Below are 19,215 nucleotides of genomic sequence, written 5' to 3'. Positions count from 1 at the left end.
GTTCCTTGTTGCATTGTATTATAAATTGTTGTATTTACTGATAAATTATTTTGGCTGTTGCCATTACGGGATTGATAATTACGTCAAAACTGTAATAAATCGATTTGTGAACAAGAAAATGATGTTGGTATTTTTAGAATCTTGAAAGTATTCAAGCTGAAAAAAGGTACTGCACCTGTTAAGTTGATGACAAAAATTAGCGGCTGTAAAAGCGAAGACTGATGGGGAATTGTAAGTTCAGAAATTTCAGAAGAAGCGTCGGCAGATGCCTGATTATTTTACAAATATAAACATAATTTATTGAAAACAAGCATTTTTCTGTTTTTTATTTTTTTATAATAGAAATTAACGCGAGTATAATAAATAAAATTGGGTTATTTAAAACCTATTTTCTGTCTCTAAAAGGGGATGTTTACTCCTCAGGTTAATACCAGGCAGAACTTTTGTTACATATTGAATGAGCTACGAATCCTTTTTGAGATTAAGTTTTATCTATAGCTAATGTTTGGGGGCTTGGTGAGGGTAGGACAATCGAAGCACAAATCTTCAGTTTTGCACCGCTACCGTACGATTGTATCGTGTAGTTTCTATTTCAATCACTTTTGTGGAGTAGCAGGGTAATTAACCAGGAGATTAATGATGTACATCAAAATCCTGTAGAAGCAGGTTCGTTTTTCTGTGTGGAAGATTATAGATATAGCAGTTCAATCGTGTGGTAGCGAGGAAATCAAACTAAAAAGCTTTCCTATTTTTATGAAAGTTTTTTATGTTCAGTAGCATTAATAAAATTCCCGTTTTTCCAAGAGTCCGTTTTTATATATTTCAGTGTATACTAATGGTCCTTTTTTCCTTGTATTGATGATAGGTTCTCCTGTTTCCTCACTGTATTTCTGTAGTAATTTGTAAAATCTCCATGTTCCAACGGGTAACCCGTTTTTATAATCTGCTTCCAAGTAGGTATAGGGATCTGTGAATTCCGGATGTTTTTGTATATCTATAGAGCTATTGGATTTGGTTTCTATCCATTTTCCTTCTTTAAGATGGTTTTTCACCGTGCCCTGTTCTTCCTCATTTTTATAAGGACCATCTTTGTCATAGTATCTGGAAAATTTTCCGGTGGGTAGAATTTGGTATTGCTGTAAAGGTTTTAGCTTGAAAGGATCTTCAGTAAACTCATAATCCTGCAGAGAAATAATGTAATTTTTATCGATATTAAATAGGGTATAGTTGGCAAATCCCATTTCACCCTGATGATTAAGATAGATTCTCTTCATATCGATAAGCTTACCGTCCTTGGTTGAAACTAAATACATTTTTTCAATAAATGGTTCGGGATAACGAACAGTATTATAGACCGCCATAAAGTAGAGTGAATAGTCTCCGTAACATAGAAAATCAGAGGCTATTTTAATGCGGTCATATTTTTCATTGACAGTAGTGCTGAATGGCAGAAGGACATCATATTCTTCAGGAAGTAATACAAGATCTTTTTTGATTACTGTTTCAAATTTCAATGCATTGATTTTCTTCAATGTATTCTCATCTTGTATGACAGGCAAAATGTCATCAGCAGTTGTTCGTTTTGAAAGATCAGAATATCCAAATGGCAGCGTTATACAATCCGCCTTATTTGTGTTAAAAGAAAACGATCCTTTATCTGTTGAATGTGTTCCTGTGTTTGTTGCCTTATTTTCTGTTTGAGCCTTACTGTAACAGGAAAAAAGGAAAAACAGACAAGAAAAAAAAACGATATTAATTTTATACATATATATCTGATATTGGGGTGAAACCGTGGACATGCAAATGATTATTATGTCTGGGATTAGCGGTATGGGTGGTATGAGGTAACCGTGTGCTGGCATTGTCTGCCGTACTGGCATTTGAAGTGTTGGAAAAATCCTCTGACCGGCCTAATATAAACCCAAAATCATAAAGGATATTTCTAAGAATTACTTCATTGTCATAATCAAAATTCGCTGCGGTAAGGATCGTATTGTTTCCATTCTGCTGATTCGTTAATAAATTCAAGTCTCCTGCTTCTCCATTCACATGTTCTGCACTGGGATAACACGACGCATCAGCATAAGAAAAACCCTGAGATACAATATAATGATTATGCCCTTCCTGTCTGAACTGTGCCAATGACCCTAAGAAGCCGGCAAATAAATCCGGCTGAATGCTTCTTCTTCTGGTATGCTGAAATCCATATCGGATGATGACTCCATTTTGATTATAATTGAATGCTTCAAAAATCTGTGGTCCCACACCAGCATTCGCTAAAATATCCATATCCACCATTTCAACATCTCCCTGTTGATTGGCATACCATTTATCGGTGGCTCCATCACCAAGTGTTCCGTTAGCATACACCAATAACTGATGAGCATCGATCTGTTCTCCGGCAGCTCTGTTGGCAGTGAAATCTATGGTCTGCAACAGCGCTCCTCTTTGGGCTAGTGGTGGAATGGCATTCATTCTTCTTTTTCTGGTTATCGTTTCTTTTGTTCTGGCACAAATCCTGTGTTCATTATCGTTTTGATCATAATAAAAAAAGATAACTTGCGTAGATTGGGCATTCAGAACTTTCTGAATCCTTCTTCTTCTTTCCGGATTTGTACTGATTACAGCTAAAGTATTGTACGTATTACTGCCATGGTGAATGGTATAGATATTTTTATTGACCACTCTGAATCTTGCTGTGTCATCATTTAAGAAAATACCGGCTCCATTTACTTCCTGCTGTTCATCTCTGTAGGCACAGGGATTGTTGTCTGTTCTTTCTACCGCCACTTCCAGATTGATAGTGCCATCTGCCAGTCTTCTGGTCCATTCATCAAAAGTTGTTCTTCCGTCTGGTCTGAGCTGCAGTTTAATAATCGCTTTATTGATATGGTCACTTTGCAGATTGGTATAATGAGCATGGCTGCCTGCTCTGTTGTTAAGGGCATCAAAATTTCCGACCTGTACCGTCAACAGCCTCTGTACTTCATATCGGTTGGGAGATACAAAACGCATGAGCTGTAATGTATCTGTATTTTCTGTCATGGTACTGGCTGAAGGTCTTATCACGGCATCTATACTCAGGTCTGTCATATTGCTGGTCTCTATGATCAGATACACGGTTTTTCCTAACATAGAATCGTAGGGAATTTCCACATTATCGTGATCCCGCTGTATGTGGGCAGAATCAATTTTTGTGAAGCTTACTCTTGTTCCATTGTCTGTAGTTACTTTTTTGGCAAAATAAACGTCACTGATGCGCTGCAATGAGTCATCGGGAGTATCCGGAGCCAATGGGCCGTTTAAAGTCTGTGTCTGCCCGGAGTCTGTTATGGTAATACGTGTCGCCATTTTAAGATTTTTCTATTTTTAATACGGGAGTTTCTGATATTTCATGACGAGGATGATCCATGATGTTATCTTCTTTACATGAGATGAGGTTCAGACCGTCAAATTTTTCATCCAGCTGGTTCTGGAGTTCTTCGATCCATCCTATTTTTTTATAATTCTTCATGGCTTATTTCTTTTATATGATAGATGATTTTCTTTTGATAGTTTTCTCCCAGAGAAAATTCTATGGTCAATTTATGTTCCAGCACTTCTTTGGTCACAGCATCTAATAACATCTGTCCTTTATATTTGTCCAGTTTTGGGAAATCTGTTTCGCTATGATAAGTGATTTCCTTTCTTTTCATCTCTCCATAAAACATTTCCCAGTTTTTGTCTGAAGGGATATCGCCGGTGTACTGTAATAGTAATAATTCATCATCACAACGCATAGCCTCCGTCTGTATACTTTCGTCTATATCGATTACGGTATTAGCCATGAAATTACGGTAACGTACACTATGCTTCTTTTGATTCTCTTTCTCATGCCTTCCGTAAAATTGATGGAGGATCATTCCAAAATGAATATTTTTTAAAAAATCTTTACCCACCAGATTTTCCTTTTGGTAAAATGTTTTTAAAAACTGATAAAAATCTTCAGCCTTTTTGCCGACATAGGATCGGGAAAGCTTTTCTATGGCTTTTTCCATTCTGTCCTGAAGAATTGTCAATCCCTGTATGTTTTTTAAACGGCAGTATTCATCCGTTATGAGCACTACATCATCATTAACAGCTGCAATTCTGGTTAAAAAATCTTTTTCGGAGAGCGAGAGTTCCTTATCCCGATGCACTCTGTCAAAAGTTTCGATACGATATTCAAATCTTTCTGTTTCTAAAAGCTTCAGCGTAACATGAAAATTTTTGTTGAGCTCGCTTCTGTGAGTTTTCCCATTGGTGGTGGTATACTCATTACAGGAATAGCGATAAAATTTCTTTCCTTCAAGAAGGTTTAATTTAATATGTATGGGAAACACTGGCTCCATAATTTTTCACCCGTTTTTACAACTTGTTATTGCTGATTAAGCCATTGCTTTTATTTAAAAACTACTTTACCGCCAGACGAAACCCACTGGCTTTTTTTGTTCCATGATCCATCACAGTCTTGCTGTATTTGTTTAACTATTTTTGCTGTTTTCAGATCGATAATAGCACAGGTGTAGTTTTCATGCAGGGTACTGTCTTTATCACTTTCATGCACATAGTCTTTGATGATGGCATCTACCACTACATAATTGGCATTGGGTGATAATCGGGAGAATAGCTCACTTCCCGTACCTTTGTATTCATTTCCTTTCCCTACTTTTATCTTCTTCTTTTTATTAATGATATAAAGATTATACCATAGTTTCATACCGCTGTTATAGGACGCATAATACAGTGATGAGGTATTATTCAAAGTAATGAGGGTGTCTTTCTTTACCTTTTTATTCTGTACATCATGATTTCGATGGGAAACGGTGTTTCCGCATGTAATGCAAATGACTAAAATCATTAGGATGGTTATAATTTGTTTCATGATGATAAATTTGAATTTTTTTCCATTTTTTCATACCGTTTGTCCATATCGGTACCTCTTCTTGTATTGCCGTAATCATCGAGGATTTCCTGCTCATATTTACTGTGCATCTCACCCCAATCGCCAGGATTTCTTGATAGTTTTTCTATTTTTTCACCTTCTTTTTTGGTTTTATTTTCTTTGGCTGTGTTGGCATCTTTTTTGGCGAAAAACCGATCTAATGCAGCCCCGAAATCATCTTTTACAAAACCAGGTCTGTTTATGTGATGATCCAATACGGTGGCCTTTCCTAATTTTGACTGTAAATAATCTGACAATTTATAGGAATAGCCTGTAGGAGTTAAAGGAAGTACAACTTCTTTTAATCTCGTAATAAAATCCAGCACTTGTTTTTCCTGAAATGTCTTATCAATAACAGCATTTACAATCGGTTGCAGCGGCTTGCATTCTACTGTTTTTCCAAATAAAGATTCTTTACAGTTTTCTCTGATTTTGTTTGATAATGTATTTCCTGTAATTTTTTCCGCTTTGGAATCTGCCGGATCTTTATAATACAGAATCCCGGAGTCTACTGTCCATCCGCATGATACAAATAACTCGTCATATTTTTCAGGGTGCTGGGCTTTAAATTCTTCAACCTGCGTTGTAAATTCCCCTTTTCCGGTATGATCCACTGTTTTTTGCATGGCACCGGCCGTTAATATCATCTGTTCACCGGAGAGATCCCAGTCATAGGACTGCACAGAGTCTAATTTGCCTTCATTTTCAGACATTCCCACCAAAATAGCCTTTTCTTCAGCCGTAATTTTTTTATCTTCAATTAATGTATCCCAATCGGAATAATTTTCAAGTTTTTTTGATCCCCAGTAGGCGGGCCCATATCTTTTACTGTATCGGGTACAGGTAATATCATAATTGTTTCCACAATTACAATATCTGATCTCAAATCTTTCATTGTCTTTATTTAAAAACTCATGCGTTTCATCCGGAAATTTCACTTCATCTTCTGTTCCTGTTACCTCAGCTTTGAAATATAAAAACGCATTTCTATCATCTCTTTTATTAAATTTATCTATCAGTTTTTTCAAATCTTCATCACTTTTGGGACGCATGGCTATTTCTTTGGCATACACCAATGTTCCGTTGATCGTGAATTCAATTTTGCTTTTCTCCTCCTCTCCATCCAGAAATTTTACAGGATTTTCATAGATGTTTTCCTCATTTTTCAATTTATTTTCGTGAATCTCAACCGATAGCTTTCCGCTGGCTCCTTCACAATTGGCAACAACCCATACTTTCTTTTTAATGGTGGTACTGTTTATTCTCTCAAAATCAAAATCCAGGCTGCCATCAGCTTTTTTTGCCTGTACCTCTTCTTCCCATGTGATTTTCACCGACTCTTTTGCTTTTAATCTTACAGAATCTTCTTTATCAGCCTGGAGGTTCCTTCTTCCTTTTTTTTCATACTTCTTTTTGACGTCAGATACCAGCCCTCCGCTTTTTACAGTATAGGGTTCTTCTTTCTTTTCCCAAACCATTTTAGGAACTTGTTTCGCAAAATATATTTTCACCACATTCACTTCATGATCCACCTGGTGCGGCATATCATAAGTCTTTTGATTGGGGTTTGCAGCGTAATCATCTTTTTCTTGTGCTTCTTCACTCATACCATTTTATTTTGAGCTGATTATTGAAAATTACTAGAGTTATTATATTTTGTTTCCAGGTCTTTAATCACTTTTAAAATTATTTATCTACCAACAAAATTTATCTGATACAGCATATTCTGTACATTGATCAACCGTCTTCAGCTGGCCTCCAACAATTGTATTTTTATAGATTTTTCTTTCTTTGGTATCACTCACTCCGGTTATTAGATATTTTCCTGTTTTGTCCCATCCATAAAATGCCACTTTATCGAAAAATTTTTCCTTATATGAAATTCCATTTTTGCCTCCTTTGAACATTGCATATACATCGTTATCCGGTGTGCTGTTCTGAAGATTAAGAAGTAAAATATCATCATAACCATCCTGATCAACATCTGAAATATATAAAAGTTTAGAAGAGAATTTTCTACCAGAGTTCTTTTCATATTCCACAAAATCAGTTCTCTTAAATTTCAGATTTTTATAATCTTCATAAGCTGATTGATAATTAGAATTAATAAGCCATGTTGCTAAACCAAAATTGTCCTGCAATATTGCATAAAATTCTTCTGGTAAAGTAAGATTGCTTGTGATGCTTGATATGTTTGTGTCAGCGCCATCCCTTTCGCACACCACCTGGATAGAAGACTCTTTATTATTATACTTTAAAGGAATAATAAAAGTGAAAGAATCTGATGCTTTTTCCTTTTCAACTCTGCTATTATTGGTTACAGGATTAGTATGCGCATCTTTACTTGAACAATTAATATTTATAGAAAATATTAGAGAAAGTGATATGATTAGATTATGTATTTTCATAAAAATTATTCGTTAATTTTTCCTATTCTTTCATTATATGATCCATTTGGTGTGTCATATCATAAACCTTCTGATTGGGGTTTGCAGCGTAATCATCTTTTTCTTATGCTTCTTCACTCATATCATTTTATTTTGAGCTGATTATTGAAAATTACTTGAGTTATTATATTTTGTTTCTAAGTCTTTCATCACTTTCAATCTTAATTTTGAAGGGAGATCTTTTAAAGTAACGTTCAGATTATCTTTGAGTTTACATTTGCCTTCTTGTTCGCAATAGTACTTGATATGATGGAGGTACTTTTTACGGTTATACAATATAATATAGGAGACTTTTGTATCGTTATCCCAATTCCCGCAATATGTAAAAGGTATTAATACAGCCTGATGTTTATCTATGGTATAACTGGATATATTATCTGCTTTTACATTGATTAAACCAGATTGTGCATATGGATAATTATAAACAATATTGTCACTATAGTTTTTATTTTTAACAGTAGCACTGATCATGGTTACAGCTCCGTCAAATCTGTTCTTTTCAGAGTTACAGGGATTAATTACTTTTACAGTAAGCTTATTGGATACGCTTCCATTTTTAAAGTTTTTATGGATGATCAATGAATCCTGATAATATCTTTTCAAAGTATCATTCACAGGCTTTTGCCCGCAAACAGGAATAAAGAAAAGTACTATCAAACTAGTAACTAAGCTTTTCATTTTTTGTATAATAAATAGGTAACTCATCGTCTTCAGTTTTTTTGGTATATTCTACAGGGTATAGGGAAGAGGTTCTCTGCCCGAAAGTTCCCACACAGACTTTGTTTCCCTGGTTTCCACCCAGATAATATATGGTTTTTCCATCATTACTCTTTCCAACAGCTATACTTACGTGGTGCTTATTTAATAAAACACATATTGAACCCACCAAAGGCTGATTTCCTGCTATCAATTTCCCCCATACCGGATCATCAAACTCCTCTTTTTCCAGACCTTTTTTATCTGTTGGGTTTTTCTTAAAACCAGCTCTGTATCTGGTCTTTTCTTCTCCGTATGAATAGGCACCCGGATCTAATTGGGCAGAATATCCGCTGTTTTTCAAGCACCAGCCTACAAATGAGGCACACCAGGAACTGTTATCGGTATTAGCACAGGCTTTTGGTTTGTTTTGGCGGTTGATGGCATGATATTCATCTATAATCTTTGAGCAGTGGGTGGATTCTGAAACGCCCAATTCCTGTTCTTCACGGGCCTTAATAACCCATGGCTGTTCAAAATATTTTATTTTAAAATATGTTCCTTCTCCGTTTAAAAAGGTGTTTTTTAAACTGCTGCTTCCTTCTTTACCAAGATATTCAATTTTTGGGTCATCAGAAGTTACTTCAATATATACTGATGCTTCTTTGTCGGAGCTCGCTGTTATGAGTTTTGCCAAATTAAATGATAAATCATCAGCACGTTGATTGAGCATCAGCTTAAGTACTGCTTTGTTTTTGAATTGAGCTGAATTTTCTATTGTGGGATCATTGGCAAAATTATCAATATCTATTTCAAATTCACTTTTTGCTTTTATACCCGCATATTTTGAAGCATCTGTAACTTTTTCTATATCTTTTAAATCAATTAAACTTACTTCTGCGTCAACATCTGTTAAGACTTTATTTTTACCGCTTTTAATCTTAACTTTTACTTTTTTTCCTGCAAGACCTTCCGTCTCAACAACCAAAGCAACCTGATAACTTAATCCGCGTTCTGATATTTTTTCTGTAGATATCTTCGTGGTTTCTACTTTCTTTTTTACAGTAACTTTCTTACCCAGTTTTTTGTTGTAAACCTCTTCCTCCTTTTCAACAGGAGTGCCTTTCTCTGAAGTCCATTTCACAAAATAGGCATCAATGATTTTAGGTGTTTCATTATTTTGAATCTCACTTTTTATACTCGCAACTTGTGGAATCGGTGTCGCAGCAGCAGCATTAAACTCAGGGTCACAATTGATAAAAGACTCTTTTACTAAAGCTGTTTGTTCCTGTATATTAGAGGTTCCCAGATTATCCCATGGACTTAATTTTATCACGCTCATACAGGGTGGGGGAGACATATTTCTTGCAGGCCATTTCGGGTGCCCGCAGTTTCCTTTGAATTGAAGGTTGACCATGTTGTTTCCATCTCCCTTTGTGGCAAATATCTTATCCTGAAGGTTTATTTCGTTTGAGGTCACTTTCAGTTCTCCGGGCGCCTGGGCATAGGGACACTTCAATGTGGCTCCATGTATGACCATTTCTCTTTTTTCTGAAGGAGAATCTTCGGTGGATTTTTTTTGTTTTTCGGTTCTTTTTTCAGAAAGTTTCTGATCATGCGCTGAAGTATTCTGATCTTCCATGGGCTGCTATTTTGGATTGGATTCAATTGTTAAGGCGGAAATCATATTCGCAGGCAGCAATGAAAATAGATTTTCATCACCCGAAATAGATTTAGCCTTTACTTACTTTAACGTCTTTTCCTCCCTGGAATACGGCCAATGATGTTCCTCTCAGCTTTAAATCACCTTTAGAGGTTTGTATATCGGCTTCTCCGGAAATACTTTTAAATGTATTACCTGTGCTTTCTGTTTGATCTTTCTTAACGATAACACTTTTATTTTCAGAGGTCTGGGTGTATCTCTTTGTAATAGATTCGGTATGGTCATTTCCAATATTCAGGGTGCTGTCCTGCCCAATCTTAGTGGTCATATTCCTGCCCACAGAAATGTGCATATCTTCGCCTGCGGTAAAAGTCATATTCTTCGGTGCCGTAACATTAATGTTTCCCTGGCCATCCATAAAATAAGTATTTCCGCTCGGATCTTTAATGGTTACACTTTTGTCTGCATCATTCATTAAAACCTTAATGCCGCTTCTCGTCTGTATAGATTTAAGATGATTGTCCACGCCTCCGCCCAGACCTACCTGCCCATGAAACATTCCCCCCATGGCAAATGGAAAATCGGGGTTGTGGTATTCAAATCCTACCATCACCTGATCGCCTATCTCCGGAACTGCTACAAAACCTCTGTTTTGGGTGATCGCATCTGTTCCTCCTGCATCGGGGCTCATCATTCTGATAAAGTGGGTGGTATCATTTAACTGCCAGTCAAACCGAACCTGTATTCTGCCCTGATTCAATGGATCTACATTGGAGATCACGGTGGCCACCTGCGGTTCTGCTTTGGGCATTTCAAAATCAGGCTTAGGCATAAAACCGGTACCTTCAGCAATTGCTTCAAAGCTTCCTGTATAATATCCTCTTGCATTTACTTCATGGGTTACCTCTGTAATCATAAGTGTTGTAAAATGCGAGGTTTCATTAGTATCCGTTTTTCTCATGGCTAAATCTGCAACGCAGCCAATATATAGAAACGGAACTGTTGTTTGTCCTGTAACGGTAAAAACCTCTACGGCTTTACTTCCTCTTGCACTCTTCTGGGAATCATCTACATCCAGGAACATATTGGCATTAACGGGAGTGGGAGTCAGTGATCGTGTAGTAAAAATAGTGTCATTCAGTTCATAAGCTTTAGAAGATAATTCTCCTAAATGTTGTATACGATCATCGGCACCCACCATTTTAGTGTGGTTGCTGCTGTTGTAGCCAAAATATTCCGGCTTGGTGTGAACCGCTTTTAGTTCAACAATCACATCATTTACATTGCTTCCATATACCAATTGGATAGGCTTTTCAGAAGAAGGAAGCTTTCCGAAATGAAGGATTTCGCCATCATAATAAAACTGCTCTCCATAGGCTTCTGCAATTCTTGTAAGGTAATTGTAATGGGTTTCGTTGTATTGTGAACTGTAACTGATATAACTTTTGTTTTGGGTGTCTACCCTGAAATCAAATTTGTTGGTTCCTAAGGTCTCCTTGATGATCCGGGTGGCAATAATATTGGTGTTCACCGTCTGGCTTCCTCCGAAACTTTGGGTATGAGGAGCAGCATCCATCAGAATAGTGGGGCTTTTTCCTTTTAAAATAATATTTCCCAAACTCATTTTTTCCTGACTGAAGGCTACCTGGGTAATGAGGCCCACAAATGTTCTTTCGGGGCTTTCACTTTCAGCATCTTTATATCTAAAAATAACGGTGATTCTTTTTCCTAAAAACTTTTGGGCCTGCTCAAGGTTGTGGTTTTGTACCTCACCCAAAGAGTCATGAGCCAATACCAGTTCAAAATTATGGTGCTTTCTTGCACTCTGTTGCAAACGAAAGTGCTTAAAGTGATTGACAGCTTTGCCCTCAACCACAATTTCCAGTTTTACCACCCGGTTGATACCCGAAATGTGGTTGTCTGAAACTTTCTCAGAATTTGAGGAGTTTTTCATAATATTTTATGCGTTTTTTTTGGTATTATGTCACCGAATTTAGATAAAAAATAGATTACAAATTGTAATATTATATTAAATCTGAAAAATTGTAGTAAAACTACGATTGACTGAAAACCTTGCTCAAAGTAGCTTTAGATTAATGATATAAGGAAAGTACTGGAAATTGGAGGATTTTCAGGTGGGCAAATGTTGTTTTTAGAATGTTTGATTTATAGTTCTAAAAACCACATGAAAGAATTCATGAGGTAGTGGGGGATGCTATGTAATTAAAATATTTTTTGCGGATCAAAGATAAACTGATAAGTATACGTATATTCTTCGACAAACTGTTTTGAATATTCTAATTTGAATTTTTCTAATACTTCACTAAATTCACCAAGTTCAGTTTCTATTCTACGATCCCATTTTGAAGCTTCAATTACTTTCCATTGTCCACCAAGAGTTTGAAGATATTCTTCTTTATCATCTCCATCATACCATTTTATGAGACTTCCTCCAACATTACAACAAACGATTTTTTTGTCAATTAATATCAGCCATTGAAATTCAGGCGCAATAAGAACTGTATAACCTGTACCATTAATCTCAACCAGCCCCCATTGTCCAGTTGATAATTTGCCCATATAATGGTCTCCATTCCAGGAATGTGTATCTATATGTTCTATGAAATATTGAGATGAGTAATCATCAAACTCCCATGAATAATCGCCATTGAAAATTTTGTAGAATCCATCTCCAATTAAAGGAGAGATATAATCGTAAATAGGAGGTATGATTTCTTGTCCAGAAATATGAATAACTCCCCACTTTTTTTTGCCCTCTATACTTTTGAAATAGCGCACTTGATTATTTTTTGAATCAATAATTTTCGTAATATCAAGTTCTTTAATAGAATCTTTTTTTGCATGGAATACTTCTCCTTTTTTCAATTGAAAAATTGCACATTCGAATTCTTTTGAAAAAAAGAAGTTATCGTAAAGGTCAATTGGATTATCCATGGCGATCGTTTTTATTTTGAATCAGATAAATTGTTTTTTTAATATTAAAAGCTTGAAGATCCTTTTAGTCCTATTTTAAAATCTGTTGATCATAAAGAAGATTATCATCTTCATCAAAGCTTATGATCAAAACTTTAAATTGTTTTGCAGTATCATTATTAAAGAATTTAATTCTTGGCGGAACGTAATCACTATCAAATAAATTAGGATTCCAGTAAAGGGTTTCACGGGTGTCATTTTCTATTTTCGTTGGAGAATCATCGTCTAACATTTCAATAGGAAATTCTGATGGTCTATCATATCCTTTTACTATCGATGCATTATTTTTTTTCGTGTCATTTCCAGTGCTTTTAGATTTCATATTGCCCCTCATCGTATAGACTGCTACCGCATCACCTATTAACCCTGCTCCTTTGATAATTTTCACCATCGCAATATTGCTTACAGGAAGGTTTGAAATCATCGTAGGATCAGTAAGCACTTCATCTAAATAGAGCTTAGCGGGCTGGTTACGGATGTAGGGTACGTTTACCCCTGAGCTATTTCTTTGAAATGTTAAGCCGGCAGCTCTCCCTTGCAGCCAATCTAATATATTGATTGACCCAGAGGCGTGCTGGTCTTCATTGACGAAGTCAAATATAGTAGAATTGATAGAATTAAACATTCCGGTAGACAGTTGCTTGTTGAGCTCTTCTTTGGGATCTTGTTTTTTTCCTGCTAATTTTACTTCTTCAATCTGTACCTCACCATTTTCATTTTTTTTGTTATTTTTCTGAGTGTTGATGGCTCTGGAAATAGCGGGTGGAAGTTTCCTGTTTGCAGGGGCTTTCACCAGTCTGTATTTTGTATTGGGAAAATTGCCTTTAAATTGTGTTGGCTTCACCATGGGTTCAACGGTAACATATAAATCATCAGTACTTGATTCTTTACCATTTTCAGGATTTACAAATAATGAAACAGCTAAAGGCTCATCGAAATCAACACTTTCTAAATAAACATATCCATTCTGATCTGTTTTAAACAGGTTGAAATTAGGTGGGTTCTCGCCTAGCTTTAATGCTAAAGTTACGTTGGTATCTCTCAGTATCGCATTGTTTTTAATAGGCTGTACTTTATAAGAAAGAAATTTTGGAGAATTGTTTTTAATGCTGGGAACAGATCCGCTCAGTACGGAATTCCAGTCAAATCTTTTCCATTTTTCAGAAATAAGCAGTGCATCCAAAGCTTCACTGTTGGCATTTTTAGAGAAGTATTGTGCCGGGGCATTTATTTTGTCGGTAAAATCTCCAGTCAGCCACAGGCCACTCAGTAAATTTTCTTCTTCTGAACTCCCGTTTCCGTCATCCTCACTTACCAAAACGGTATAGTTTTTAAAATAAGTCTCTGGGGAAAGATCGATACTATTGAAAGATCTGGGGGTCTGTTTTAAACTCTGAGCGACAATTTGGGCTTTCTCAATCTTTAAATTGTTGGGTCTTATAAAACAGAGTCTTGTTGCAACCAGATTATCCTGTTCATCAAAAATGGCTAGCTGCAAAATACCATTGTTCCCATTGCTGATTTTTGTAGGAATAAGACTTGATACTTCATTGGTCAACTGATTGATATTGGCTTTATAAGCCAGATGGTTGTTGATGGTTCCTACAATTTTATAATTTTGGAGTTGTTGTTTTAGATTAACTCCTTTTAAGCTGTATTTAATTCCTTCTTTAGAGCTGTTGACTTCTAAACTGAGACCGCTGTTTGCCACTTCCGGTAAATCGATTGTTTGCTTTTTTCCAGTATTATCCTGAATAATAGCCTGGTATTTTTTTCCTGAAGCCGGAGTTATTTTAAAAGAGGCCACATTTTTATCAAATGATGTAAATGAAGCAATAGATACATTTGGATTTTGTGAGTCGACTATTTTTCCGGTCCAGCTTTCTGGCAGTGAAGAATCGCTTGATAACCTTACAGCAAATTTCGTGGGTATTCCATTGATGAAAGTTCCACCTTCGGCAAAAGCTTTGGCAGACCAATCAGCATTTTTAGAAACCTCTAATGTTTCGCTTGAGTTGGGGTTGTAAATCGGAATTGTTTTAACAATCTGAAAATCTTCATTGAAATTGGTCATGTAAAGAGTATAAGCCCTTACAAAATAAACCTGCTCAGGAAGGTCTTCTTTCAGTTTAAAATCTCCGCTGCCTTCACCATTGGTTAAACGTACGGTTTTCCAGTCTATTAATTTTTTATCAGCATCATACAATTCAACAAATAAAGTAGTAGACAACGTGGAACGATTGTAACCATCAAATACAAAGCTTTTGAACCAGATCTGGTCACCCGCTGCATATTGTGATTTGTCAGTAAGCAAGTATACTTTTTCCTGTTCGTAATTATTCTCAAGACTTGTAATTGCTTTTTCTAGCTTAGTTTGTGCCAGTACAGGCTGCACCATTGAAAGAAGCAATACACAGAATATATTTTTCATAGAAATCTCAGCGCATTTTAATTCACTGCTAATGTAGTCATTTAAAGACTTCGGAGATTGATATTTAACTTCTTATTTCAGAGAAAAAAATAAGATTGATGATGTCTTTCGGGTGGAGATTCTGAGATACAATACCTGGTCGGATATTGAGAGCGTATAAATTGAATTCGTGAATTAAATAGGAATGTGCTGTAAATTAAAATTTTAGATAGAAAAAAATAATCAACATTGTGTGATAAAAACTTTGTTGAAAGAATATTTTTGTTATTTTTATAAAAAAAACTAATACATGAAAATAAATGATAATTATTCATTCATAAATATTTACTAAGGTAAAATATTTTGTAAATAATCCATTTTATTTTTAATAATATAATTGACTTGCTCATTGGTAAGCTGATCTTGCTATGGGCATAGGATACTGTGTTATTAAAAATATATACCGACAGAACTCAACTTAAACATACAATCAAACCAAATCATTCTTATGGAAAAACAACACACGCACACACATGGCTGCACCCATTGCTCTTGTGACAATCCTATTTTGAAAATTTTTAAAGAAGAACTTTTCAGTGCAGAAAATCTTACGAAAATAAATCCCGGTTCCGGAAAGGCTACTTACGAAAAACCACAAACTCTGATGATCAGTGGAGGAACCATCCGGCCTATGATCGGCGGATCAACAGCTAATGTGGAAGCTATTGGGGTAGCTGATGGAAAAGTCGTTATAACCGGTGAGAAAAAAGAGGTAGAAGAATACATGGACAAAAATCATCATGGTTTTCATAAAAAGGAACTCACCGGAACCCAAACTTTACTGCCTGGTCTTATTGAACCTCATGTTCATATGGTTCCTACAGCAATGATGCATGGCTGGCTGGATTTGAGCCCTTTTGAGGAACAGAATTTACGTCCTGTATACGATTTGACATCTGTTGGATTAATCATCAACAAGAATATTCCTAAAATTCCCGGATATGTCATTTTAGGAAGAGGATTAGATCCGTCATTAATGCCTTTTGAAGAAATAAATGGCAAAAAAGAGTTAATAACAATTAATAATACAGTACTTGATGGTATCAATGCTGAAATACCAATGATGCTGTTAAGTGCTTCCATGCATACGCTTTATCTGAACACTAAGGCATTGAAGCATGTTTTTGATCATAGCACTGAGATACAGGAAAATTATAAAACTGTTGAAAAATATATTAGTGAAACCAAAGGCCAGTTGCAGGAAGGTTTACAAATGACACCTGCATTGAAGGTCGTAAAGCTGCAGATCATTGTGATGAGTATACAGATTAACAGTTATCTGACTGATCTTTTTAAAACGGCAAATTCGAGAGGAGTTACTTTTATGTATGATGCCGGGCTGAATAAAGGTTCAGAAATACTTTTAACCAAATATTTTGAGACTCACCCTGAATTGGTGAGGACAGGTGGGGCATTTCTTTGTTCCAGCCAGGAAGATGTTGATAAGCTGGATCCTTATAAAGAGCCGGATCACTACAAACCTGTATATTGTGGACACATTAAAGTGGTTTCGGATGGCTCCAATCAAGGGCTTACCGGGTATCAGAGTTCTCCATATTTGTGTGATCCTGCTGATAACACAGGGGTATTCAACTTTCCACAGGCAGGTATTCCTGCCCATACGATTCCGCCAAGTTATAATACACTCATCAATACTGTTGTTGCCGTAAAAGGCTGGCCGCTGATGGTGCATGCCAATGGCGATCAGGCGGTAACATTTGCGATCAATGCTTATCAGCGTGCTCTAGCCCAATACAGAGGTGCTGAGCTTCGTAACCGTATAGAACATTGCTCGCTTCTGACAGCGGATCAGATTACTAATATGCTGCAAATGGGAGTCTCGCCGAGTTTCCTTATCGGGCACGTGGGGTATTGGGGATATGCCTTTAAGAAAGTAATATTCGGTGAAAAGGCACAAATGCTTGACCTTTGCGGTTCAACTCTTGCTGCGGGTATGAGAATTACTCTTCATAGTGATAACGAGGTAAGCCCATTAGGACCTTTGAGAATGATGGAACAATCGATTACCAGAATCATGGAAAAGAAGACAACAAGCATTGAAGTTTTAAATAGCGCTGAATGTATTACCCCTGAACAGGCTTTGATTGCTGTTACTTATGATGCTGCATGGCAGTGTTATGCAGATAAATGGGTAGGTTCATTAAATGCAGGCTACTTTGCTGATTTCGTCATATTGGAGCAGGATCCTCTTACATTAACGACTCAGGCCTCACAATATATGAAAATGCGAAACATCCCGGTATTGGAAACCTGGGTGGGTGGCATCCCTGTTTATGTAAACGATAAGAACGCAAAATCAGTGACCGAAAAAGACATGACCCTTTCAGAAAACCAGTAACAGGTCACACAAAAAATGGTCTGATTGGCTAATCAGATATCAATCAGAGTAGAAAATAATCTACTCTGATTTTTTTATATCCAGATTCCAGTTGATCGTAGGAGTTTTTCAGAGAAGGATTTGGATTCTTAGTTTGTCAAAATGGTATTTGAAAATTTTATTTAAAGTACTGAAGATCTCCTGCAACTACAGAATGGAGAGGCCAAAAAACTTTCACAGGAATTAAAAATAAATGAATTTTGAACCCCTGTAATTATCAAACACGATCATTCCATTTCAGAAAAATAAAGTCTCCTGCAACTACAGAATAGGGAGGTCAAAAAACTTTCACAGGAATTAAAAATAAATGAATTTTGAATACTGTAATTACAAAACTCGATCATCCTGTTTCGGAAAAATAAAGTCCACTGCAACTACAGAATAGAGAGGCCAAAAAACTTTTATAAGAAGTAAAGAAAGATGAAATTTGAGCTCTAAGGAATCCGAATAATCATTGATTTCAAAAAATAGTATACCAGGAGAATAGGCTTGAAGTAGTACAGGGAAACGTAAGTGATCTTGCTAATATCAAACAAAATTACAAGGCATTGACAAAATGGATGGTTTTCTTAATGATCGCATAAACAATTCACTAATTGATAGGACGATAAAAGAGGGGTGAAATCAAAAATTGCTCAAAAAATACAGCATTCTATCTAGGGCGAACAGTCCATGAACAATAGAGATCTTTCCAATTATCAATTTTATCAAAATTAATTTTCAATAATCAAATGAGTACACCATTAAATATAATTTTCAGCTGGTTCGAAAAAGGGGACATTCCTACAGAATCTCAGTTTAAGGAGACCTTTTCTTCATTCCGCCATTTAGATGAAAAAATCAAAATGGATGAGGTGACGGGCTTATATGAAGCTTTTCAAAAAACGCTTTCTACCACAACTTTTACAAATCATCTGGAGGATGAAAACGCACATCATTTAGCGCTGGCAAAACGTAATGCGTCCAATCTTACTACTGCCAATATAGATGAATGGAAAGAAAAATTAAAAATCAAATTAGCAGCTACTATAGATGGTGGTGAAGAGATTGGAAACGTCTATACAAAAGAGCAAATCGGAGAAATTGTAAATATATTTCAGGCAAAGGATGAGGAAATGCTTGAAGGTATTATGAAAATTAACGAAATGCTGGCCTCTAATGATGTAAATCTGGATAAACTTCAGGAGATCGTAGACTATATCAAAGAAAACAGGGAACAGATAAAATTGCTTCAAGAGGCGGTCATCAGAAACATTTTAGATGATAAAATCTACCTTGTTGGAAGGTATTCAAACTGGGGTGCAATCACTTATCAGAATCAGTTTAATGATTTGGTATATGATAAAATTAAAACGATCGAAGATCTGGCCAGTTCCGAAAAAATTAAATACGAAGAGAGAGTTAGGGGGGACTCCAGGATCAAACATGATCTTGATACATTAAGTTTTGTGATTGATGCTTATGACATCGTTACAAAGTTTACAGTACCCCTTAAAGTGAGAAGAATAGACACGAATAATATTGAAGTGCTATTTGACTCACTGCCACCAAATATAATTCAAATAACAATTAAAAAAATATAAT

The 19,215-nt window shown here is 36.0% G+C and carries 14 protein-coding genes; 2 read left to right on the top strand and 12 right to left on the bottom strand.

The genetic code is table 11. From position 1 onward, the window contains the following. Positions 1-779: 779 nt before the first annotated feature. The 12 genes from DBR39_RS18040 to DBR39_RS17990 form a co-directional block, all read right to left on the bottom strand. Positions 780-1,766 carry a hypothetical protein gene (locus DBR39_RS18040; protein WP_124535446.1) on the bottom strand — a complete coding sequence of 329 codons (987 nt, stop codon included), beginning with the start codon at positions 1,764-1,766 and terminating at the stop codon, positions 780-782. Then, positions 1,759-3,351, bottom strand: coding sequence for a hypothetical protein (locus DBR39_RS18035; protein ID WP_124535444.1), 1,593 nt, complete (start codon positions 3,349-3,351; stop codon positions 1,759-1,761). Before DBR39_RS18035 ends, DBR39_RS18040 begins: the two co-directional genes overlap by 8 nt. Position 3,352: 1 nt before the next feature. Then, positions 3,353-3,514 carry a hypothetical protein gene (locus tag DBR39_RS24340; protein ID WP_185147218.1) on the bottom strand — a complete coding sequence of 54 codons (162 nt, stop codon included), beginning with the start codon at positions 3,512-3,514 and terminating at the stop codon, positions 3,353-3,355. Continuing rightward, a complete protein-coding gene (locus DBR39_RS18030; RefSeq protein ID WP_124535442.1) occupies positions 3,501-4,370 on the bottom strand; it encodes a hypothetical protein in 870 nt (289 codons plus the stop codon). The genes DBR39_RS24340 and DBR39_RS18030 overlap by 14 nt, the downstream gene beginning before the upstream one ends. Before the next feature lie 50 nt (positions 4,371-4,420). Beyond that, entirely contained in the window at positions 4,421-4,903 is a 483-nt protein-coding gene (locus tag DBR39_RS18025) for a hypothetical protein (RefSeq protein ID WP_124535440.1), read from the bottom strand. Beyond that, positions 4,900-6,570 carry a hypothetical protein gene (locus DBR39_RS18020; protein ID WP_124535438.1) on the bottom strand — a complete coding sequence of 557 codons (1,671 nt, stop codon included), beginning with the start codon at positions 6,568-6,570 and terminating at the stop codon, positions 4,900-4,902. Before DBR39_RS18020 ends, DBR39_RS18025 begins: the two co-directional genes overlap by 4 nt. A gap of 87 nt (positions 6,571-6,657) precedes the next feature. After that, positions 6,658-7,371, bottom strand: coding sequence for a hypothetical protein (locus DBR39_RS18015; RefSeq protein ID WP_124535436.1), 714 nt, complete (start codon positions 7,369-7,371; stop codon positions 6,658-6,660). A gap of 141 nt (positions 7,372-7,512) precedes the next feature. Continuing rightward, positions 7,513-8,088: a hypothetical protein gene (locus DBR39_RS18010; RefSeq protein ID WP_124535434.1), complete on the bottom strand. Its 576-nt coding sequence runs from the start codon at positions 8,086-8,088 to the stop codon at positions 7,513-7,515. Next, positions 8,069-9,748, bottom strand: a complete 1,680-nt coding sequence (locus DBR39_RS18005) for a PAAR-like protein (RefSeq protein ID WP_124535432.1) — start codon at positions 9,746-9,748, stop codon at positions 8,069-8,071. The genes DBR39_RS18010 and DBR39_RS18005 overlap by 20 nt, the downstream gene beginning before the upstream one ends. Before the next feature lie 91 nt (positions 9,749-9,839). Beyond that, entirely contained in the window at positions 9,840-11,723 is a 1,884-nt protein-coding gene (locus tag DBR39_RS18000; RefSeq protein WP_124535429.1) for a type VI secretion system Vgr family protein, read from the bottom strand. Positions 11,724-11,992: 269 nt separating this feature from the next. Next, entirely contained in the window at positions 11,993-12,724 is a 732-nt protein-coding gene (locus DBR39_RS17995) for a WG repeat-containing protein (protein ID WP_124535427.1), read from the bottom strand. Positions 12,725-12,794: 70 nt separating this feature from the next. Further along, positions 12,795-15,194 (bottom strand): hypothetical protein, encoded by a 2,400-nt coding sequence (locus DBR39_RS17990; RefSeq protein ID WP_124535425.1) that lies wholly within the window; start codon positions 15,192-15,194, stop codon positions 12,795-12,797. A gap of 487 nt (positions 15,195-15,681) precedes the next feature. On the opposite strand from DBR39_RS17990, the gene DBR39_RS17985 reads away from it, so the two are divergent. Beyond that, complete coding sequence (locus DBR39_RS17985; protein ID WP_124535423.1) at positions 15,682-17,592, top strand: amidohydrolase; 1,911 nt, start codon at positions 15,682-15,684, stop codon at positions 17,590-17,592. A 770-nt stretch (positions 17,593-18,362) separates the two neighbouring features. Beyond that, complete coding sequence (locus tag DBR39_RS17980) at positions 18,363-19,214, top strand: hypothetical protein (RefSeq protein WP_124535421.1); 852 nt, start codon at positions 18,363-18,365, stop codon at positions 19,212-19,214. Position 19,215 lies beyond the last annotated feature (1 nt).

This window comes from Chryseobacterium sp. KBW03, from assembly GCF_003852415.1.
Classification (GTDB): domain Bacteria; phylum Bacteroidota; class Bacteroidia; order Flavobacteriales; family Weeksellaceae; genus Chryseobacterium; species Chryseobacterium viscerum.
Note: the sequence above shows the minus strand (reverse complement) of the source record. Positions and strands in the feature narration are given on the sequence as shown.